This is a genomic window from Brevibacillus laterosporus LMG 15441 (genome assembly GCF_000219535.2).
Lineage (GTDB): Bacteria > Bacillota > Bacilli > Brevibacillales > Brevibacillaceae > Brevibacillus_B > Brevibacillus_B halotolerans.
Genome location: NZ_CP007806.1, coordinates 3,903,375 through 3,923,512 on the forward strand (window position 1 = coordinate 3,903,375; position 20,138 = coordinate 3,923,512).

The following is a 20,138-nucleotide window of genomic DNA, read 5'->3' on the forward strand; positions in this document are numbered from 1 at the left end:
TCATATGGAGAGAAATTCGCTTTCTTCACGGCTCTTACGCCCTTTTTGTTTTGTGAGAAAGGAAAGAGGCATTTGAAAATACGTAGAACACATCGTGCACTCAATTGAAAGGAGTTTTACATATGACTACTTTTTCTGGCTTTCATTCTGAGGATTTTGAGGTATTTTCCATTGAAGGATTAGACGAAAGAATGGAAGGAATCAAAGATCGAATTCGGCCTAAATTAACCTTTCTGGGAGAACATTTTGCTCCTCATCTTGGACTAGCACTAGGAGATGAAATGTTTTATCATGTCGCTAAGCATGCGCGGCGTACAGTTAATCCACCTAAGGATACATGGGTAGCTTGGGCAAATGACAAGCGCGGATACAAAAAACATCCTCATTTCCAAATTGGATTGTGGGGCACTCATCTGTTTGTTTGGTATGCCCTTATTTATGAGTCTCCGTTTAAACAGGAAATCGGGCATAACATGGAAAAGCATTTGAAAAAAATCATGTCCCTTGTGCCAGGACACTTTCATTGGTCACCGGATCATATGCAACCACATAGCACTTCACAAAATGAGTTAGGTGAGGAAGGACTATTACAGCTTATTCAGCGCCTACAGACGGTAAAAAAAGCTGAAATTCTTTGTGGGATCACAATTAATAAGGATGACCCTATTCTAAGAGATGGTGACTTGCTAATAGCTCGCCTAGAGGAAACATTCCAAGTCCTTACTCGTTTGTACATGTTAAATCGCCATGAATAGAAGCGTTTGCTAGGAATTCAAGATGCTTTCTACTATCTATATGCAAAAGAACAGGTCCTTTTTCATGTTATTGTAAAGAACCTGTTCTTCTTTTTAATAAAAAATTAACAACATCGCTGTTGCTTCCCTTGAAATATTTTTTGCATATTTGCTTGAAATGCATTGACATCCCCCATTATTCGATCGAACAATTCCTGAACACTAGGAACATCCTGGATTAAGCCGACCACTTGCCCTGCCCAACCAAACCCGTGCTCTGCATCCCCCTCGTAAATAAAACGAAGATTGTTTCGACCACTAATATATTCTTGCAAGCCCTCATATCCTACGCCTTGTTTTTCTAGTTCAGAAATATACGCAGAGCCTTTTGTATTTATCACACGCGCTGGAGTACCTAAAGAACGTTTAATAACAGTGGTATCATGCTCTGTCGCCTGAATAAGTGCCTGCTTGTAGGCAGCATGTGCGTGGAGACACTCCTTTGTAGCTATAAACCTAGTCCCCATCTCCACACCCTCCGCTCCTAATGCAAGCGCTGCCAAAAATCCACGCCCATCACCAATCCCACCACTTGCAAGTACAGGAATACTGACCGAATCAACAACACGCGGAACAAGTACTAGCGTTCCAATATCATCCCGTCCTAAATGTCCTCCTCCCTCCTGACCAACTGCCATCACCGCGTCAGCCCCAGCGGCTTCCGCTTTTTGTGCCTGTCTGACCGTTGACACAAGCACCAAGCGTTTCATATCATGTCCATCCGTTCGGCGAATTAACGGCTCAGGGTTTCCTCCCGTAATACTGATAACGGCAATCCCTTCTTCTATAGCCACATCCAACATTTCTTCAAATGGCCGATCATGTTGACCAATAGCAAAGTTAACGCCAACAGGCTTTGCTGTTAACGAGCGCACCTTTTGAATCTCAGTCCGCAAAGCGTCTGGCGAAGGAAGTGACATAGCTGTTATCTGCCCTAATCCTCCTGCCTCAGAAACTGCGGCTGCTAATTCGGCATACGCCAGATGTGCTAATCCTCCTTGTACAATGGGAGATACTATATTAAGTAATGAGGTAATTCTGGTGTTCATTCCAAATCCCTCCTTTCTTTATTCTTAAACTTTCTGCTTATAAAGGGATAAATCCTGCCACTACAGGGATTAAGCAAAAAAAATACTTGCTTTCCCCCCTTAATTTGCTATACTCAATTTTGTTGTTTTTCAAACAATTATAAAATAAAGTGAGGCGATACGATAATGAAACAGGATGAAACCCCCTTATTTAGCGGATTGGTGGCACATAAAGAGAGGAATCCCATTCAATTTCATATCCCAGGCCACAAAAAAGGAACGGGAATGAATCCTACGTTCCGAGAATTCATTGGAGAGAACGCGTTATCGATTGATTTAATCAATATCGCCCCACTAGATGACTTGCACCATCCTAAAGCAATGATCAAAGAGGCACAGGATTTGGCTGCAGAAGCCTTTGGTGCGGATCATACCTTTTTCTCTGTACAAGGGACAAGCGGTGCGATCATGGCCATGATCATGGCGACTTGCAATCCTGGGGACAAAATTATTTTGCCCCGAAATGTGCATAAATCTGTAACGGCTGCCATTATTTTTGCTGGTGCCATTCCAGTCTTTATCCATCCAATCATGGATGAACAGCTAGGAATTGCTCATGGTATTACGCCAAAAGCGGTGCGAAAAGCACTAACTGTACACCCTGATGCGGCTGCTCTATTAGTCATCAATCCAACTTACTTTGGCATCGCAGGAGATTTACAACAAATCGTAGAAATAGCCCATGAGTATAACATCCCTGTTTTGGTAGACGAAGCTCATGGCGTCCATATACATTTTCATGATGATATGCCATTATCTGCCATGCAGGCAGGCGCAGATATGGCTGCTACCAGCGTTCACAAGCTGGGTGGCTCTCTTACCCAAAGCTCAATTTTAAACGTAAGAGAAGGGCTTGTAGACGTTGACAGAGTGAAAACCATTCTGAGCATGCTAACAACCACTTCTACTTCTTACATTCTACTGGCTTCTCTAGATATGGCTAGACAGCACTTGGCTATACATGGAAAGCAAATGATCGAAAACTCCATTCGTCTAGCTAACACTGCTAGAGATGCGATTAACAAAATTCCTCGACTACGTTGTGTAGGAAAGGAAATACTCGGTATGCCAGCCGAATACGCAATGGACCCGACTAAATTGCTCATTCATGTGCGCAGTCTCGGTATTACTGGTTGGGAAGTCGAGAATTGGTTGCGCGAAAAATATAATATTGAGGTTGAGATGAGTGACCTCTATAACATTCTTTGCTTTGTAACCGCTGGGGATACAGAAGAAACGATCGGTACACTAGTGGCTGCCCTACAGCATTTAGCTGTTGAATTTGCTCATGCACAGCCAAGTGATTTAATTGAAATTTCACTTCCTGAAATTCCAGTTATCTCTCTATCTCCTCGTGATGCTTTTTATGCAGAAACGGAAATTGTACCTCTGGAACACGCGGAAGGCCGTATTATTACGGAATTTATCATGGTGTATCCTCCTGGAATTCCAATTTTATTCCCAGGCGAGGTTATTACAGCAGATAACATTCATTACATCAAAGAAAACCTCCGTGTAGGTTTACCTGTTCAAGGTCCTGAGGATGAAACCATTCAAACCATCAAGGTTGTAAAACGCCAAGCGGCCATACATGAATAACAAATAAAATGAAGTCCTCTCCTTGCTACTATTGACAAGGAGAGGGCTTTTTTGACAATCATCTAATAAACTTCGAAACTTTTCTAGACTCTATGACGTATAGTAAATAGATAGATCATACATAAGATACGCCCTACGTCGCCTGAGAAAAGGAGAAATGACATTGAACACTACTACCACATCCACATCCACCACCACGAATCCCTATTCCTACCTGTTATGGATTGGATATCTTATCCTTGCTATAGGCGGCTCTGCCTTATATGGAGCTAGTCTCAGTTTACACTTTGAACATTGGTCATTTGATCTCGGTGCGTACTGGGTCATCATATCCGCTAGTTGTAGTTGGATTCTTTTATTTGGAACCACCTACCTGATAGGCTATAAAAAAATCAGTCTGCGTTGGCTAATCCAGATTAGTTTAGAGACTGTCGTATATGGGGTTACTGTACTGATTGCTGCCTCGTTAGTTAACCTAATTGCAAAAGGATTGCATTTTCCAAGTTTACTGATGGTGACTCCCAATATCTTACTCGTCCTCTTCTCCAACATCTTAATGGCCGATCATTATATTGGCGAAATGAAAACGCAGCATTTTTCTCCGCCGCTATCTCTTTTGCTGTGGCTAACCCTGTTAGATGGATTCGGCATTTTCTTTCTATACTTTTTCGGTAAAATGTTTTAGTTTCAAGGATAGCAATTTGCTTACTAGATAGATAAAAAGGCTGATAGGATATCATATCCTACCAGCCTTTTTGAGTTTCATCTTAATCTTTGCCGTAAAAATAATCATAATCATCATCGTAATCATCATCGTCATCGTCGTCATCACTGGAACCAAGTACAGATGTATAGAGACCTTCCTCATCATCACGGTCATCCAACCATACTAAACGATTACCGCCAATTGCGATCTCAGATGGATCAGCGTCACTGCCAAATGGAGCTCTAAAACGGTGTTTATCCCTGTCATACATGACATATTTATCTACTGCGTCTCCGCCTTTTTCTACTTCAGTCTCATAGAAAATGATATTATTTGAAACGATTGGATTCTCTTGATCGCCTTCTTCTTCATAAAGAAGATCCGTACGATTCAGTTTAAAGGAATATACGAAAATGTCCTTGCTCTTTGTATCGCTATTGTAAGCAGACCAAGCTGCAAATTTGTCGCCAAGCCCGATTCCTTTAGCACTTTCCGCTTCTTCTTTCATAATGCGGCCGCCATCTACATAATCGTAAATGACAATGTCTTGGTAACGATCGTCCTCTCCATCAATCAACGCCACAGCCTGATTATTGATAGCTACACTGCGAACGCCAAGTTTGGAGTCATGAAGCTCAGAAGTTTTATTCTTTTTCAAATTCGTTAGGTTAACAGTATTCGAACGCTTTCCACCGCTCACCCAAACAAGATGGTCTTTATAAATAGCATACAATCCTTCTACTACGTCAGTTTTCTTCGTCGTAATTTTGGTTGATTCTCCCGTTTCGATATCGTAAGACACCAACGCCCGATCATCATTATCGTAGTAAACGACATAAGAATCACTTACCACTGGATGCTCAGCTTCGTGTTTTTCTGGAGAGATCGTAATCGTTTTGCGATCTTTTACATTATACAGCATTACGCGAGACTCTCTTTTGCCTTCCTTCACGAAAGCCACATAGTTTTTGCTAGCTGCCGGCGAAGCCATATTTTTTATGTTTTCGTCCTTACCCAGCGTTTGGCTCTTCTCTTTTTTCGTATCAAACAATTTCAATGTCAAATTATTCGTTTTACCAGTAGCATAAAGCACGTAACGTCCACTCATCACAGGAGGCAATTTACGATTGAAATCATTGTTGATTTTAACCAAATCATCTTTGTTTGTATCTAAATAATACAATGTGCTACCTGATCCATATACCAGATAACGTCCGTTAAAATCAAACAGCTCTTCGTCTCCTTTTTCATGAGTGAGCACCTTGCTTTTACTACTCTCTACTTGTGTTTTTTCGATATTACCGCTTGCTTCGTTCAAGTAAACAATGTCATCATCAGAAATGATCGGTTTTGCAGTTTTAGCTTTTCCCCAGTACGTTTTAAATTCTTTAGAAGAACCTACTTTATTTTGATACAATTCGGCTCTTCCATTACGCTCATCCTGCCAAACAATTTGGTCGTCATAAATGGAAGGATGGCTTGCTTTTCCGCCTGTAGATATGCGATATTCCTTGTCATTTCTTACTTCAAGTGCATAAATATTCGTTCCACCATCGCGCTTGTCTTTCCAGGCTACAACACCGTCCTTAAAGGCAATCTCTTCAGGATCAGTTACTCTTGCATGCTGGTTTGTAAGAACGCGTTCTTTATTCTTTTTCAGATCGTACGCATATAATTCATAGCCATTTTTCTCTTCTTGAGCCCACACTACCGTGTTTCCTTCAATACGTGGAGCTACTTTCTTAGAACTATTGCTAGAAATTTTCTTCGCTATACTTTCGTCATCTACATCATAAAGCACAACGGAATAATTCTTACCAGATTCCTCTACCCAAACTGCATAATCCCCATCAAAGTCCATGCCATAGGCAGTGGCTGTCGTATCGCCATTTACTGAAATTTTTTCTTCATCATAATTAGCTGCGAAAACGGGGTTCACACTACTAATTAATGTCGTCGCCATGGCAAAAACAGCTATCCATCGCTGAAAGCTCTTCTTCCTCATACTGTAACTCCTCTCGACAAAATATTTCCATTATCTCTATCCTTCTTATTATTTATCAATTAAATGGAGAAGTAAATAAAAATCTTTGAAAGAGGGAATGAAAAAGCAAAAAACACACTCATAAAGAGTGTGCTAAATAATCAAAGAAATTGATATATTCGAAAATACATCTTCAAAATCTATTCATGTTCGTTATCATGCTGATGGCACGGGCAGTCACATAAACCATAAAGCGTTTTCACCTGAGGTGATTCTAAATGTTCAATGATGTCTCCGCATTTCTGACAAACGATTGTCGTCATGATAAGCCCCCTATGAAATAAGTGTACTCACAAAATAAAGTGAATCAAATTAATATGTCACATTAGTTCTATAAATGTGTTACATTAATCTTAATACGACATACTTTAACTGTCAATAGGCTAATGAACACAACTTTTATCAGCCGATTTCTTTATAAACTCAATCCAAATAACTTTTGAACCTCGAATTAGTATATCACAATCATGATAAAGCTATCTTATTCATCTAAAGAAACAGCCCCCTTCACAGAATGAAGGGGGCTGTCATATTGCCAGTTATTAACTGTATCTAGGCTAGTATTGATCCTGAAAAGGCATGGACGGTAAGTTATCACGAAAGAATTGAGAGAGCTCTTTTGCTTGGGTAAGACAAGTCAATTTAAAGATTTGTTGCAAATGCTTAGGATTTATTGTGTCTTCTGAACTTAGTAACGTTGATTGCCCTGTCTGCATACATACCACCAATGGTTTCCCGAAAAAACGATGTGTATACACGATTCCAAAATCATAACGTGTCGTGTCGGTTGTATAGCCCAGAAAGCGAACCTTGGCATCTTCGTTCACGTCATACAACAATTCCATGGCTTCCATCGCGATACCCTCCCATCTTGTATGATTTTTTATCTCTTCATCCAGACTAGTCATAAGCCCTATGATGGCTTAATTAGAATATGAGAAAAAGATAAAAAAATTCCTTTCGATCAAGCCCATTTCTTACATGTAAAAAAACTGCACTTTCAAATGTAACCTTTTTTACATAATTTGAAACTTTTATCTTTATATCCCGTACTTATTACAGAAGATATTCATCCGGCAGAGCTTTGATTCTCAGGAAAGCGCTCTTCACCTTCCTGAATCCATCTCACCTTATCTGCACCGTGCAAGGTTTGAGCAAGGAATAACATGCACTCAAAAAACAGTTCTACTACTACAACGGAGTATCGTTCCTTTAATTTTTCTAAAGCCTCAGTCAAACGGAATAGACTGGGCGTATTTTTCCTACTTTTTTCAATAACCTCACGACCTGCGCTTGTAGGATAAACATGAACAACCCTTCCATCAATATCGGATTTTTCAATGCTTACTAATTGTTTTTCCATCAGCTTTTTTATATGAATGACAATAGATGAGGGATGCCAAAACGTCCAATCAGCAATCTGCGTAACACGTACTCCTTCGTAGCAGCAAATGATCCACAAAATATTTAATTGTACGGATGAATCCAAATTCGCTGCCTTGGCAGCTCTTTCCCAATCGTCTTTGTTTACAACATTGATTGCTCGTAATGTATTTAACGCTTCATGCACCTGTCGTACCGCTGTATCCTTCATTTTCCCATTCCCCCAACTGATTTTTGTCTCTCTACAAGTATAAATTTTCATCATTGTACTATTTTCAGAAAATATAATCAATTGCTTTCCGTATTTTGTGTCCGCTTGCAGAAGCCTAAACTGTAATGCTACACTAAATGTGGAAGAAAATTCGTATTTTTGATATGGGAGTGAACTGATTCGTGAATATGCAATCCGCCTATGTATACCTAGTAGATGGTTCCATCGCCTCCACGGTTACTCTTGAAGATGTCAAAACATTTTTACAAAAATACCGAAAGAAAACCAGTAAAACAGGACAACAATTGGATTGGAACTATACAGATGCCTCCTTTCCCTATCATATCGAAGAACCTGCGGAAGGAAAAGACACATTTTTCATTTTAAAGGGCAAAGATCAGAATCTTTATAAATATGTGATCATTGGCGTAGGCACACGTCTAAAAGACAATCAGGAGCGGGCATTCATTCAGGTTAGTATTCCCGACACAGCTACTCAGAATGATAAAAGTAAAGGCAACGAATACTGTCGTTATTTAGCCCGCGAGGTAAAAGGAGAGCTTCACCTATTCAACGGCAGAATTCAATATTTTCAGCCACGCAAGCCTTAAATTCGGATTTTTCAAACAAATGTCCAAGCAAAATGGCACCCTTCCAATATGATACAGAGTGAAGGTGCTTATCTCACTATAAGTACCTTCTTTGACTCCACCATCCGGTTATAAGGAGGTGCTTTTTTATAGAACGCTCTGATTTCATTTCGCTTGTACGTACACCGGCTCAGATCGCCTTTGAAAAGTATAATATTTACGCCTCTATAACCATTGCTCAAGCCATTTTGGAATCTGGATTTGGTAACTTTATTCCAAAGGACACTGCTACAGGTCGGACATCCTATAATCTTTTTGGAATAAAAGGAGTAGGTCCCTCAGGCTCTGTTCATGTAGAAACCAAAGAATATCTTCAAGGCTCCTGGGTTACAAAAACACAAGAATTCAAAGCCTATCATAGCTTTCTTGAATCCATTGAAGACCACTCACAGCTCTTATTACGTCCTCGCTATCAATCCGTTATTCAAGCAACTACTCCTTATCAAGCAGCCCAACAGTTAGAACAAGCCGGATATGCTACCGACCCAGACTATGCGGAAAAGCTACAAAATATAATCAAAACCTATAATTTAATCCAGTATGATCAAAAAAAGTCCCCCTCTGAGAATTTTGTAGCTGCTTGGAAGCTAGAAATAGGTAAGCGTGCCCTAGAAGAAGGAATCATCACGTCTCCCGAATGGTTGCATGACTTAGATAAGCCTATGCCTGTCTGGGCTGTACTAGCAGTGGCGCTGCGTGTGTATGACAAATGTCGTGAAGGTAAAGAAACGCAATGAAAAACAAAAGACAGGTTCCCTGATCGGGTCCTGTCTTTCCTATAGGTGCTACGAAAGTATTTCAGATCTGGTTAGCGAATAGAATCTTCCGTCTACCATACGTATGCCGAGATCGACACAATATTTACACCCTTCCATTACTCCGTAGAGAATCCAATTGCTTGCTCGATAGTTGATGTCATAATCTGTATAGCTGTCTAGCCCGTCATTTTTAATTTCAGTCCGGTACGTTACATCATACAGACGCAGAACTAGCGGCAGCTCATGGAATGGAATGGAAAATTCTTGCTCAATCTCTTGCTGGTATTCCTCCGTCACAAGCCAAGAGGCTAAAATCGATTGGGGGTCTTTCCAGGCAATACGTATACTCGGGCCGTCTGTATCTGTTGATGACCGCGTGGCTTTTGTCTTCATTCGCTTTCATCTTTCCTTTCTTACATTACATAATAGTAATTACTTCTAATCATTATATCATCAGGTAGCTAATTTTGAAAACGGTGGAAGAGCATTTTATCTCCCTACTGTAAAGGAATTCTCTCCCACAACGATCATGTTTGCATCCTTTTCTTTTTTCATTGTTAGCTGTACTTTATACGTACCGTTCTTTTTTAACTTTGTGGAAACAAAGGGTTGGGAGAAGAAGAATCCTCCATCGCGTACAGAGTAGGATTTCTCCTTGCTGCTATCCACCACATTGCCATCCGGACCGATAATGTTGACTTTGACGCTCATATCCTTAGCATCAATGATATTATCTACCTCTACATATACGCCAAAGTTACGCGGAATGTTTTTTTCCAGAAATCCTGTTACGGGATTAGTCAGCACAATATCATTATTTTTGTTTTGCTGAACTCCTTCAAGTACCATAATATTGACATTCGGCTTATCGATGAACAGTTTACCTGTCTCTCTATCATAAGTAGCAAAGCCACCAAGGCTAGTAATCAATTCTTGCGTCATATCAAGTGTTGAAGCCGTAACCTCTATTTTAGTATTGCGCTCTCCATTGAAATATGTACGTATGCTGGTATCTCCCCATGCAGTTGTAGCTGTAGCTGCAACAATGACAGTTGCAAGTCCTGCTATCCATTTCTTTTTCATCACAATTCCTCCATCAATCATAATATATAGAAAGCCGAAGCTTATACTTGTATGCTTTCAGATCAAAAGGATATATGTTCCTTTTTGTTTTCTTTATATCTTAGACGCATTATTTCTTAAATAGTTGTGGTTAAAAAAGAACTTTTTTACCTTCATCCACAGTATCCACAGTATGTTCTCAAATTTTATGCACAAGTGGATAATAGTGATTTGAAGCTAATTCTGATAGCAAAGCTTCCTTTTCTCATTGATGACTTAGATTAGATTGTGGATAACCAATCGGATATTTGTACATATAGCAAAAAGACGACCCACAGGCCGTCTTTGGTTGCTTTTTAGTTGTTTTCATTTGACATTGCATTTTCATATTGGCGAAAGAAACGGGTGATAATTTCGATTGCATGTTCGATAGCTTGTTCGTTTGGTTCTAGCTTAGCATGGTGCAAGCCATAAGGAGTGTCTACACCGAGCCAAAATAAAAAGCCAGGGATTTCAGCCAAAAAGTATCCGAAATCTTCACCGGTCATCGCTTCGGTGCACCGAACCAATGTAACATCATCCTGTCGATCCAACCAGCTCATAAATCGTTTGGACAGCTCTGGATCATTATACACCTGACAGTACATGGCACCATAATCAATTGTTGCTTCACAATCGAAGCCTGTTTCTATCCCTTGGACGATCGCTTCAATCCGCTGTTTAATCTTACGCATCGAATCCTGAGACAGCGTGCGAATCGTTCCTTCTAGTCGAGCTACCTCGGCGATAATATTTTGCTTTGTACCGCCTTCGATTTTACCTACCGTAATTACTCCAGCATCTAACGGATTTACATTTCGAGCAACAATCGTCTGTAATTGGGTCACAAGCTGTGCCGCTACAACTACCATATCATTGGCGAGATGCGGATAAGCTGCATGCCCACCCTTTCCCTTCACCTCAATAAATAATTCTGAAGTGTTGGCAAAGAAAACTCCTTCTTTCATTGCAATGGTTCCGACTGGATATTCTGGTGCGATATGCAGAGCAAAGATAGCATCGGGCTGATAGCAACGAAATTCAGGGCTGGCTAGCATTGGTTCCGCACCGCCTGGCCCCTCTTCTGCTGGTTGAAAAACAAACAATAAATCGTCTTCAGCAGGACTTTTGGCAAACTCACTTAGGATGCCAAGCCCTATAGCCATGTGTAGATCATGTCCGCATGCATGCATATAGCCCTGATGCTGGGAATGAAAATCATAGCTGGTCTCCTCTTCAATCGGCAGTCCATCCATGTCAGCACGCCAAGCTAGCATTCGCTTCGGAGATGTCCCGTTCACTTTAACTAGCACACCTGTTTTCCAAGTTGTTACCTCAAGATGCTCCTGAGGTAACTGGGCAATAAATGAAAGCAAAAACTGCTGCGTTTTAAACTCCGCAAAACCAGGCTCCGGGATCTTGTGCAACTCACGGCGAATAGCTACAAAAGGGGATGTCATTTACATAACCTCTCCCTTCACGCGGGCCGCCTGCTCTAACACGTCGCGGAAACACACCATAAAGCGGTCGATCTCCTCACTGGTTAGGGTGAGCGGAGGCAATAGTCGAATAATCGTTTTCTGCGTAACATCAATTAAAAAGCCGGCCTCTAGCATCCCTTGTTGGATATGGCTAACCTCTTCTGGAGCTAGCTTCGTCTGAATGCCGAGCATCATGCCTTTGCCTCGAATATCAGATAGAAGCTGTGGATATTCATCAACTAAATGAGCTATACGAGCCCATAAATACTCTGCTTGCTTTTTCCCCTCTTCAAGCAATCCATCTACCAGCAGAGCTTCCATAACCGCATTGCCCAACGCTGCACTTAAAGGGGAGGGGGCAAATGTTGTCCCATGGTCCCCCGGTTTGAAAAGATTCGCCAGTTTTTCTCCAGCGATCACCCCACCTAGCGGTAATCCACCGCCGACACCTTTGGCAAATAAGATAAGATCAGGTTCCACAGTCGTATGCTGGTAAGCAAACAGTTTACCAGTTCGCCCCATACCTGTTTGAATTTCATCCATAGCAAATAGCACGTCATGTTCTTTACACAGAGCAAAAGCTGTTTGCAAAAAGCTCTCCGAAAGCGGAATAACTCCACCCGATCCGAGAACTGGCTCCATTAATAAGCAAACAGGTGAGTACGTCGTAATAATCTCTTGCAATCCTTCTATATCACCAGGAGCTACCTCATAAACAGGAAATGCCGGCAACGGGTAATCCTGATAAACATGAGCTTGTCTTGTAAGCTTGACAGCTCCAAGCGTCCTACCGTGGAAGCTATTTTTTAGCACAACAATCCCAGCATTCTCTCTTCCGGTCATTTTGGCCCATTTATGCACAAGCTTGATCGCGGCTTCTGTTGCTTCAGCTCCTGAGTTACTAAAAAAAACTTTTCCCGGAATCGTATGCGTAACTAACTGCTCTGCCAATGTGATGGCTGGCTTGTTCAAAAAAATGTTGGAGATGTGCAAGAATTTCTCTCCCTGTTCTACAAGAGCTTCTACAATTTTGGGATGAGAGTGGCCCAGAACAGAGACAGCCAGACCAGTAAACAAATCAAGATAAGCTTTTCCCTCTGTATCAAGTAAATAATTGCCCTCTCCCTTTTCAATTGCAATCGTCAATCGTTTGTAGGTGGACATCAAATAGGTTTCATCTTTTTGTAGCCAATCCGTCATGGGAAGACGCCCCTTTTATTCAGCACAATCAATGACTAGCTGATATGATATATATCTTACAGTTTTTTACACACTTATAGCTGACGCAGTTCTTGCATAATCTCTGTTTTGGATTTGGTTTTTGCATCAATTTCTTTTAGGATTCTTGCCGGTGTCCCAGCCACTACTACGTTTGCAGGAACATCCTGTGTTACAACAGCTCCCGCAGCAACCACTGAGCCTTTACCAATCCGCACACCCTCTAAAATAACAGCATTTGCTCCAACCAATACATCATCCTCAATAATTACAGGTGTGGCAGAAGGCGGCTCGATAACACCCGCTATGACAGCTCCTGCTCCAATGTGGCAATTATTACCAACCGTACCGCGTCCGCCAATAATAACGCCCATATCGATCATAGTACCTTCTCCGATAGAAGCACCGATATTAATTACTGCACCCATCATAATTACTGCATTATTTCCAATGTGTACTTGATCACGAATGATAGCACCTGGCTCAATACGCGCTTGAATTTCTTTTGTATCTAGCATCGGGATCGCAGAATTGCGACGATCGCTCTCTACCACATAGTCCTCAATGCTGTCCTTATTGGCTTCAAGCACAGGCTGTACGTCCTTCCATTCGCCAAACAATACACCTACATTGCCTGTAATAAAGGTTTTTGTATTTTGACCAAAATCAATTCCTTCTAAATTTCCCTTTACATGAACCTTCACAGGCGTCTTCTTCTCGCTCTTTTGAATAAAGCTGATAATTTCGTGGGCATTCATCATGTTCATCGAGTGTTTCCTCCTACCAATTTGGTTTATGTAATCGCTATTGCAAAATTACTGTTTTGAAAAAAGAATAACCCCTTGATAAGCAAAAAAGCAACGAGTGGATTCGCCTACTCATTGCTGGTTCTACCTTGGCAACTCATAAATAGCGCTCCACGAAAGGCGCACCTTTCATGACAAGACGTACGTTATTCACGTACACCCCAGCCGTAGATTGCCGGTCAGCAACGACTTCGGCGCATTGACCTTTTATCCTGTCCTCATCGTCCCGGCGATGTAAAGCAAACAGGATGACTCATCCGCTGCGCACCTCTATTTTGGATTATTCCTATATAATTTTCACTTCACTTTATCAGATAAACCCTTACCTGACAACCGCTTTGTACAAATGGATTTTTTAAGCAAATCGGTATAAAAGAAAAATCGAAACGGGTACGATCACAAAAGCCGTAGCTACAATCCCAACCCAACTGATCCATTGCTTAGATCGTTCACCAATTAATAAATGAACGAAGCTAAAATAGATGGGAAAAACGCCTGTACCAAAAGCAACTAATAAAAATAAAGTGCTAAATTGTTCTCCTCGGTAAAAGTTTAATCCATAGAGGAGCCAGACAAACCAAACAGCTAATAACACAAGGCCAATAAGATATGGTTTACGCATGGACGCTCTCCTTTTAAAAAAATTGACAGCTTCAAAGCCTTTCCATTTAGTTATAACATACAATTCAGGAAATTTAAAAATTACATAAGTAAAAAAGCACCCCTTAAGAGGAGTGCTCCAACCATTTTGTGTTTACATATTCTGCTTACTTTTTGCCTTTTTCTGCTGTGAGTGAGGAGTCTCCCTCATAAAGCTCGTATCGTAATCAACCCATACATGCTCCTCATCGTGCTTTGTTGTATCCTTCATAATTCCTTTATACAAGTAGTAGAACAAGATGAAAGAGAAGACTAAGACCCCTATGATCGGATACATAGCAATGCCGATTTCCATGGTTTTATATCCCCTTTCCAAATCATTACCAATATTATACTTTATTTAACAGAACATTCAAATGACTTTAGACACATTTTAGACATATTTTATTTCACAAAAAAAGCTCTCGCTACCACGCGAGAGCTTCGGCACAATTAATCCAAATCCCCTGGAAACTCCTTCATCACAGAGCTTTTCCAAATGATTTCACCTTGTTTATTGACATAACAAAAGCTATATCCTTGTTCGTCATGTGTTACCACATAAGCCAAACCGTTATGAAATACACCGCCCGATTCAAACTGAGGCTTAATTACCATTTTTCCTTGCTTGTTGATAAATCCATATTTGCCATTCACCTTAACAGAAGCAAGTCCCTCGGAAAAAGGCAATGTACGTTCATAAGTAGGTGGAAGTAAAAACTCACCTTTTTTGTTAATATAGCTGGCTTTAAAATCCCCATCCACAGCAACCATCACATCGGCTACTCCTTCTGAAAAGCTCCCAGGCTCAAAACCCTCTGGTTTCACTACCTCCTGACCCTGCTTGTTGATGAGACTATATCCCTTCTCCTCACCCGCGTAGACTAGGGCCAGCCCTTCTTGAAATGGATTCGCAATTTGATAAGTAAAAGGAATGATGACCTTTCCTGTTTGATCAAGATAACCTGCTTTTCCATCCTTATAGGCTACAGTGGTACCTTCTTGAAAGCCCCAGACAATCTCATATTCTGGTTGAATCACGATTTGTCCACTCTTATTGATAAAACCATATTTATGATTTTCACCTATAGCAGCTAGACCATTTTGAAAGCTACGAGCAAATTGGAACTTGGCTGGGATCACCATCTTATTTTCTTTATTGATAAAACCAAAGCGATCCCCTGCTTTAACAGCAGCTACTCCTTCTGAGAACGAATCGGCTTCCTCATACTGAGGTGGGATTACAAAAGAGCCATGCTGGTTGATAAACCCGTATTTCCCATCCTTCTTAGCAACGGCAAGCCCTTCATGAAACTCACCAACCACTTCAAATTGGGGAGCAATGACTACCTTTCCCGTTGCATCAATAAAGCCATGCTTATCTTGATCCTGTATAGAATATAGGCGAACTTCTTGTTTATCCTCGACTGAAACAGATTCTTCCGTACCGGCGGATTTGGTTGTTTGTGTGCCTTGTTGACCAGCGCCTTTAGTCTCCTCGGACACCTGAGCTACATATACCGGTTTCTCTGCCGCCTGCAAAAAATGATGTGAACCTGCTGCATGTATGAATGGTAGACAAAGAACTGCTACAATACCTGTTTTTGTCCATTTTGAGATGTTCATTACTCTCCACCTGCTTCCTCGAATTTCATATCGTTATTGAAGAAGAGACATGTCAATTTACTAAGCTACTTGCTATGTATTCTTTCCATAAAAATAAGTGCTACCTATAAAAAGCTGTCTCGGACTTTTGTGCTCGTCTTTTAGGCTTTCCTGTTTACTTATTTATTAGACGTACTTAGATGCCAAAACGTTTTCATCTTTTTTTTACCAATTTCTCTTACATCTTGCCTTATATACAGTAACCCTACCCCTACTATTTAAATTAAAGCTCGATCTTGGTAAAAAAAAACACTGGAATAGCTCCAGTGCTCAATCGTTATGCTTGTATGCGCCGTAAAAATTGTTGCGTTCGTTCGTTTTTTGAATGCTCAAAGACTTCCTCAGGAGTCCCCTGTTCCAAAATGACACCGCCATCCATAAAGAGGATACGATCGGCTACATCTCGCGCGAAATTCATTTCATGGGTAACAATCACCATTGTCATTCCTTCTTCTGCTAGCTGTTTCATCACCTTCAATACCTCACCAACTAATTCCGGGTCTAGTGCAGAGGTTGGTTCATCAAACAGTAGCACTGCTGGATCTAGTGCCATCGCACGGGCAATACCTACTCGCTGCTGTTGTCCTCCAGATAGCTGATGGGGATACATGTTCATTCGATCAGCAAGACCCACTTTTGTAAGCATTTCCTCCGCTCTCGCCTTGGCTTCTTCCTTCGAACGTTTTTTTACAATAACTTGTCCTTCCATGACATTCTCTAGGGCTGTCATATGCGGGAAAAGATTATAGCTTTGAAAAACCATACCTGATTGCTTACGAATAGGAAGCAAATCCTTTTCCTTCATTTTGGTAGCAGGTGTAAAGTCAAGACGTTGATCTCCTATTTTCATGCTTCCCAACGTAGGTATTTCCAAAAGATTCATGCATCTAAGCAATGTAGTCTTTCCAGAGCCTGAGGGGCCTATGATAACGACTGCCTCCCCTTTTTTAATCGTTACAGATATATCCTTTAAAACATCAATTTGTTGAAAGCTTTTATGAAGTCCTTTTATCTCAATCATGATGCTTCTCTCCTCCTACCTAGCCATACGGCGTTCCAGACGATGTTCCACACGGCTTTGCAATGCTGATAATATCGTACTGAAAAACAGATAGATAACCGCGACCTCACAATAGAGCACCAAGGGTTCGTATGTCATCGCAGTAATCTGTTGCGATATCTGAAACATCTCTGTCACTGTAATAGTAGCGGCTAGAGAGGTATCCTTCACTAGACTAATAAACGAATTACCAAGCGGAGGTATCGCCACACGTAGAGCTTGAGGAAGAATAATTCGGCGTCTTGCCTGATTTTTGGTCATCCCAATTGTATAAGCCGCTTCCCACTGCCCCTTAGGCACTGATTGAATAGCTGCACGAATCACTTCGGAGTTATACGCTCCTACACTCAAAGAAAAACCAATAATGGCAGCCGGAAATGGATCAATCGTAACACCTAGCTTTGGTAGGCCATAGAAAATAATGAATAATTGCACTAATAATGGAGTACCTCTGATAACCCATACATAAAAGCTGGAAATTCCATACAACAATTTATTCGTTGATAAACGAGCAATCGCAGTAAAAAAGGCAAGTATTAATCCAATGATAAAAGAAACTAGTGTAAGAGGTATCGTGAACAAAATTCCCGCCTTTAACAGCGGGAAAAATGAATCCACGATAATACCGATAATACGATCAGATTGTTCCACTTCCATTCAGTCCTATCTGTATTATTTGGAGACGTCTGCACCAAAATATTTCTCGGATATTTTCAAATAAGTACCATCAGCCTTCATCTCTTTTAACGCTTTATTTACTGCTTCAATCAGTTCAGGATGTTTGCCTTTTGCAAACATCATTCCATTTTCAGTAGCGTTAGGATGCTCGGCTGCAATTTTTATTTTCACATCAGGCTTTTGTTTCTTAAAGTCGAGGAAAGATAGACCATCGTTAACAGTTGCATCTACTCGCTTGGACAATAAAAGCTCAATAGCCTGATTAAACCCTTCCGATTGTACAATTTCAGCCCCATTCTCTCGTGCTAGGTCTGTTAAATTACTTGTGAGAGTTTGCGCTGATTTTTTTCCTTTTAAATCTGCAAAAGTCTTGATTTCATTATTATCCTCATTAACAATTAACACCGCTTTTGACACGATGTATGGGTCGGAGAAATCAAATTTTTCTTTCCGATCTGGTCGTATGCCCACCTCATTTACAACCATTTCAAAGCGATTTGCTTCCAGTCCTGCAATCATGCCATCCCATTTGCTTTCAATGAATTCAGGTTCTACCCCGAGACGTTTTGCAACCTCACGAGCGATTTCCACATCAAAGCCTGTTAGCTGTCCTGTAGAATCATGGTAGGTGAAGGGTGCGTAAGTGCCTTCTGTACCAATGCGAATCTTCCCAGCCGTTTTGATCGCTTCCAAGGAGTTTTTCGCTGTTGTGTTTCCTCCTTGCCCGCCTGTGGCCCCCTGATTAGATGACCCACAACCAGCTACAAATAGAGAGAGCGCTAAAATAGAAACAAGTGCAGTAGAGTACCAAGCTTTCTTCATTTGTTAAACCCCCAGTTATCTTATCGGATTTTACCCCTTTGAAAATCATAGTAACATTTTAACGACTTGTCAATAATGAGTAAAGCAAATTTTTGCATGAAATGTATTTATCATTATTTTGATTCATTCTGTGATCCAAGATGTGTTACCACTAGGTTTTGTCTTTTTCCGTATAGGTATGTAAGTAGCCCCGTACATACCGTGAAAATACTCATTAGGATAAGAAAGGGGGAAACCCCAATAAAATCCAGGCTTGCTGATGTAAGAAGCATAGCGACCTGAATAATAATCCGGTCCACGATTTCTTTAAAACTAAAAAATCGTCCCTGGACCATTTCGGGCAGCCTTTTTTGAAACACGGTAGTTACCATCGGAAAAATAAAGCCTAGAGTAAAACCGAGCAATCCAAATGAAAGTAGCACCATCACCGGACTTGTACTAAATGACATGCCCCATTCTGCAATTCCGATAACAACTACAAGTAAGGAGGATACTCTTACTAAGTTTACTTGACTTACCAATTTTTGTACAAAAACCCCTGCAAGAAGTACACTTGCTCCTTCTATCGCATAGATATATCCCATAATCGTCGAAGAATCTTGAAGTTTTCCAAAGGCTAAAACCAATAAATTAAATCCGCCTAAGAAGAGTGTCACTACCCCAGTGCTAATCAGCCCAACGGTTACCGATGGCTCTTTTTTCATTATTTCGAAAACTTCTATAAATTTCAATTTTTCTGTTTGCTTACGTTTATGGTGTGACTTCGGAATTCGCACAAATAGCACAATAATTACTAGTATGAGAAAGCCGATAACCGCTCCCATAGTAACCGCCTGCATCGTAAACACTGTTAACAGTAGCCCCCCGACGGCTGTGCCCGCAATTCTAGCCATGGTAGCAATGTTCATATACAGTGTATTTGCAGAGAGGAGATTAGCCTCCCCAACCAATGCCGGCAAGCCTGCCCGTACGGTTGGCAAATACATGGAACCAGCTACTTGATTCACAATTAACGAAGCAACTAGCCAGCCAATGGAGGTGTAACTAATGGCCAAATACATAAAAATAGGGGCCAAACACCTCAAACAGGAGGAAGCAATCAAAATCTTTTGCTTATCATACAGATCAATCATTTTCCCTACAGTTGGTAAAAATAGAATGCTAGCAAGCATCCCTGTCATGAGTAACAGGCCTGTTCCCAAATTGGTTTTCATGATCTGTGACATAAACTGTAGATTTAGCAACAGACAGACCCACATGGTAATTCCAGCAACAATTTCTCCTGACATTAATAACAGAAATGACTTGTTCTTGTGAATAGGTTGAATGGTAACCAGCTCCGTTATGTACATGTTGTATATTAACTTAATTGTAGTGATCTGAGCTTGTTTTGCAATGGCTGATTTTCTTCAATTTTATTTCATAAATAAAAAAG

Annotated in this window: 22 protein-coding genes and 1 riboswitch; of the genes, 5 read left to right on the forward strand and 17 right to left on the reverse strand. The window is 40.8% G+C overall.

What is annotated here, in order from left to right; genetic code table 11:
* The first annotated feature begins 122 nt into the window (after positions 1-122).
* A complete protein-coding gene (locus tag BRLA_RS17145; RefSeq protein ID WP_003336628.1) occupies positions 123-755 on the forward strand; it encodes a YktB family protein in 633 nt (210 codons plus the stop codon).
* A 104-nt stretch (positions 756-859) separates the two neighbouring features.
* Here BRLA_RS17145 and BRLA_RS17150 read toward each other — a convergent pair whose 3' ends face one another.
* Positions 860-1,843, reverse strand: coding sequence for an NAD(P)H-dependent flavin oxidoreductase (locus BRLA_RS17150; RefSeq protein WP_003336627.1), 984 nt, complete (start codon positions 1,841-1,843; stop codon positions 860-862).
* Between the two features lie 165 nt (positions 1,844-2,008).
* Here BRLA_RS17150 and BRLA_RS17155 point away from each other — a divergent pair, with 165 nt between their 5' ends.
* Complete coding sequence (locus BRLA_RS17155) at positions 2,009-3,481, forward strand: aminotransferase class I/II-fold pyridoxal phosphate-dependent enzyme (RefSeq protein ID WP_003336625.1); 1,473 nt, start codon at positions 2,009-2,011, stop codon at positions 3,479-3,481.
* A gap of 157 nt (positions 3,482-3,638) precedes the next feature.
* Positions 3,639-4,166, forward strand: coding sequence for a hypothetical protein (locus BRLA_RS17160; protein WP_003336624.1), 528 nt, complete (start codon positions 3,639-3,641; stop codon positions 4,164-4,166).
* A gap of 82 nt (positions 4,167-4,248) precedes the next feature.
* Here BRLA_RS17160 and BRLA_RS17165 read toward each other — a convergent pair whose 3' ends face one another.
* The 4 genes from BRLA_RS17165 to BRLA_RS17175 form a co-directional block, all read right to left on the reverse strand.
* The gene (locus tag BRLA_RS17165) at positions 4,249-6,192 is read right to left on the reverse strand and encodes a TolB family protein (RefSeq protein ID WP_003336623.1); all 1,944 of its coding nucleotides are present in this window, start codon (positions 6,190-6,192) and stop codon (positions 4,249-4,251) included.
* A 179-nt stretch (positions 6,193-6,371) separates the two neighbouring features.
* Complete coding sequence (locus BRLA_RS23410; protein ID WP_081476759.1) at positions 6,372-6,494, reverse strand: GapA-binding peptide SR1P; 123 nt, start codon at positions 6,492-6,494, stop codon at positions 6,372-6,374.
* Between the two features lie 294 nt (positions 6,495-6,788).
* On the reverse strand, positions 6,789-7,085 hold the full coding sequence (locus BRLA_RS17170) for a DUF3055 domain-containing protein (protein WP_003336622.1): 297 nt from the start codon (positions 7,083-7,085) through the stop codon (positions 6,789-6,791).
* Positions 7,086-7,300: 215 nt separating this feature from the next.
* Entirely contained in the window at positions 7,301-7,825 is a 525-nt protein-coding gene (locus BRLA_RS17175; protein WP_003336621.1) for a MarR family winged helix-turn-helix transcriptional regulator, read from the reverse strand.
* Between the two features lie 182 nt (positions 7,826-8,007).
* Here BRLA_RS17175 and BRLA_RS17180 point away from each other — a divergent pair, with 182 nt between their 5' ends.
* Together BRLA_RS17180 and BRLA_RS17185 are read left to right on the forward strand one after the other, a co-directional pair.
* Positions 8,008-8,436, forward strand: coding sequence for a DUF1885 family protein (locus BRLA_RS17180; protein WP_003336620.1), 429 nt, complete (start codon positions 8,008-8,010; stop codon positions 8,434-8,436).
* A 128-nt stretch (positions 8,437-8,564) separates the two neighbouring features.
* A complete protein-coding gene (locus tag BRLA_RS17185) occupies positions 8,565-9,212 on the forward strand; it encodes a glycoside hydrolase family 73 protein (protein ID WP_041752314.1) in 648 nt (215 codons plus the stop codon).
* A gap of 48 nt (positions 9,213-9,260) precedes the next feature.
* Here BRLA_RS17185 and BRLA_RS17190 read toward each other — a convergent pair whose 3' ends face one another.
* From BRLA_RS17190 to BRLA_RS17245, 12 genes are all read right to left on the reverse strand, one after another.
* Complete coding sequence (locus BRLA_RS17190) at positions 9,261-9,626, reverse strand: DUF4912 domain-containing protein (protein WP_003345537.1); 366 nt, start codon at positions 9,624-9,626, stop codon at positions 9,261-9,263.
* 96 nt (positions 9,627-9,722) lie between these two features.
* Positions 9,723-10,316 carry a hypothetical protein gene (locus BRLA_RS17195; RefSeq protein WP_003336617.1) on the reverse strand — a complete coding sequence of 198 codons (594 nt, stop codon included), beginning with the start codon at positions 10,314-10,316 and terminating at the stop codon, positions 9,723-9,725.
* Positions 10,317-10,651: 335 nt separating this feature from the next.
* A complete protein-coding gene (locus BRLA_RS17200; protein WP_003336615.1) occupies positions 10,652-11,794 on the reverse strand; it encodes an N-acetyldiaminopimelate deacetylase in 1,143 nt (380 codons plus the stop codon).
* Positions 11,795-13,015, reverse strand: coding sequence for an aspartate aminotransferase family protein (locus tag BRLA_RS17205; RefSeq protein ID WP_003336614.1), 1,221 nt, complete (start codon positions 13,013-13,015; stop codon positions 11,795-11,797).
* A 74-nt stretch (positions 13,016-13,089) separates the two neighbouring features.
* Positions 13,090-13,800 (reverse strand): 2,3,4,5-tetrahydropyridine-2,6-dicarboxylate N-acetyltransferase, encoded by a 711-nt coding sequence (dapD, locus tag BRLA_RS17210; RefSeq protein ID WP_003336613.1) that lies wholly within the window; start codon positions 13,798-13,800, stop codon positions 13,090-13,092.
* A gap of 135 nt (positions 13,801-13,935) precedes the next feature.
* Positions 13,936-14,120: riboswitch (Lysine riboswitch) on the reverse strand.
* 74 nt (positions 14,121-14,194) lie between these two features.
* Complete coding sequence (locus BRLA_RS17215) at positions 14,195-14,461, reverse strand: hypothetical protein (protein WP_003336612.1); 267 nt, start codon at positions 14,459-14,461, stop codon at positions 14,195-14,197.
* Between the two features lie 132 nt (positions 14,462-14,593).
* Positions 14,594-14,794: a hypothetical protein gene (locus tag BRLA_RS17220; protein ID WP_003336611.1), complete on the reverse strand. Its 201-nt coding sequence runs from the start codon at positions 14,792-14,794 to the stop codon at positions 14,594-14,596.
* A gap of 137 nt (positions 14,795-14,931) precedes the next feature.
* Positions 14,932-16,104 carry a WG repeat-containing protein gene (locus BRLA_RS17225; protein ID WP_003336610.1) on the reverse strand — a complete coding sequence of 391 codons (1,173 nt, stop codon included), beginning with the start codon at positions 16,102-16,104 and terminating at the stop codon, positions 14,932-14,934.
* A 316-nt stretch (positions 16,105-16,420) separates the two neighbouring features.
* Positions 16,421-17,164, reverse strand: a complete 744-nt coding sequence (locus BRLA_RS17230) for an amino acid ABC transporter ATP-binding protein (RefSeq protein WP_003336609.1) — start codon at positions 17,162-17,164, stop codon at positions 16,421-16,423.
* Positions 17,165-17,179: 15 nt separating this feature from the next.
* Positions 17,180-17,860 carry an amino acid ABC transporter permease gene (locus BRLA_RS17235; protein ID WP_003336608.1) on the reverse strand — a complete coding sequence of 227 codons (681 nt, stop codon included), beginning with the start codon at positions 17,858-17,860 and terminating at the stop codon, positions 17,180-17,182.
* A 15-nt stretch (positions 17,861-17,875) separates the two neighbouring features.
* Entirely contained in the window at positions 17,876-18,703 is an 828-nt protein-coding gene (locus tag BRLA_RS17240; RefSeq protein WP_003336607.1) for an amino acid ABC transporter substrate-binding protein, read from the reverse strand.
* A 113-nt stretch (positions 18,704-18,816) separates the two neighbouring features.
* Positions 18,817-20,055, reverse strand: coding sequence for an MFS transporter (locus BRLA_RS17245; protein ID WP_003336606.1), 1,239 nt, complete (start codon positions 20,053-20,055; stop codon positions 18,817-18,819).
* Positions 20,056-20,138: the final 83 nt, after the last annotated feature.

Bases quoted from the DNA above. Each gene is read 5' to 3' on its own strand.
- BRLA_RS17230 (WP_003336609.1), bottom strand. From the start codon at position 17,164: ATGATTGAGATAAAAGGACTTCATAAAAGCTTTCAACAAATTGATGTT.
- BRLA_RS17205 (WP_003336614.1), bottom strand. From the start codon at position 13,015: ATGACGGATTGGCTACAAAAAGATGAAACCTATTTGATGTCCACCTAC.
- BRLA_RS17225 (WP_003336610.1), bottom strand. From the start codon at position 16,104: ATGAACATCTCAAAATGGACAAAAACAGGTATTGTAGCAGTTCTTTGT.
- BRLA_RS17220 (WP_003336611.1), bottom strand. From the start codon at position 14,794: ATGGAAATCGGCATTGCTATGTATCCGATCATAGGGGTCTTAGTCTTC.
- BRLA_RS17150 (WP_003336627.1), bottom strand. From the start codon at position 1,843: ATGAACACCAGAATTACCTCATTACTTAATATAGTATCTCCCATTGTA.
- BRLA_RS17190 (WP_003345537.1), bottom strand. From the start codon at position 9,626: ATGAAGACAAAAGCCACGCGGTCATCAACAGATACAGACGGCCCGAGT.
- BRLA_RS23410 (WP_081476759.1), bottom strand. From the start codon at position 6,494: ATGACGACAATCGTTTGTCAGAAATGCGGAGACATCATTGAACATTTA.
- dapD (WP_003336613.1), bottom strand. From the start codon at position 13,800: ATGAACATGATGAATGCCCACGAAATTATCAGCTTTATTCAAAAGAGC.
- BRLA_RS17235 (WP_003336608.1), bottom strand. From the start codon at position 17,860: ATGGAAGTGGAACAATCTGATCGTATTATCGGTATTATCGTGGATTCA.
- BRLA_RS17145 (WP_003336628.1), top strand. From the start codon at position 123: ATGACTACTTTTTCTGGCTTTCATTCTGAGGATTTTGAGGTATTTTCC.
- BRLA_RS17215 (WP_003336612.1), bottom strand. From the start codon at position 14,461: ATGCGTAAACCATATCTTATTGGCCTTGTGTTATTAGCTGTTTGGTTT.
- BRLA_RS17195 (WP_003336617.1), bottom strand. From the start codon at position 10,316: ATGAAAAAGAAATGGATAGCAGGACTTGCAACTGTCATTGTTGCAGCT.
- BRLA_RS17245 (WP_003336606.1), bottom strand. From the start codon at position 20,055: ATGTACATAACGGAGCTGGTTACCATTCAACCTATTCACAAGAACAAG.
- BRLA_RS17165 (WP_003336623.1), bottom strand. From the start codon at position 6,192: ATGAGGAAGAAGAGCTTTCAGCGATGGATAGCTGTTTTTGCCATGGCG.
- BRLA_RS17170 (WP_003336622.1), bottom strand. From the start codon at position 7,085: ATGGAAGCCATGGAATTGTTGTATGACGTGAACGAAGATGCCAAGGTT.
- BRLA_RS17155 (WP_003336625.1), top strand. From the start codon at position 2,009: ATGAAACAGGATGAAACCCCCTTATTTAGCGGATTGGTGGCACATAAA.
- BRLA_RS17160 (WP_003336624.1), top strand. From the start codon at position 3,639: ATGACATTGAACACTACTACCACATCCACATCCACCACCACGAATCCC.
- BRLA_RS17240 (WP_003336607.1), bottom strand. From the start codon at position 18,703: ATGAAGAAAGCTTGGTACTCTACTGCACTTGTTTCTATTTTAGCGCTC.
- BRLA_RS17200 (WP_003336615.1), bottom strand. From the start codon at position 11,794: ATGACATCCCCTTTTGTAGCTATTCGCCGTGAGTTGCACAAGATCCCG.
- BRLA_RS17175 (WP_003336621.1), bottom strand. From the start codon at position 7,825: ATGAAGGATACAGCGGTACGACAGGTGCATGAAGCGTTAAATACATTA.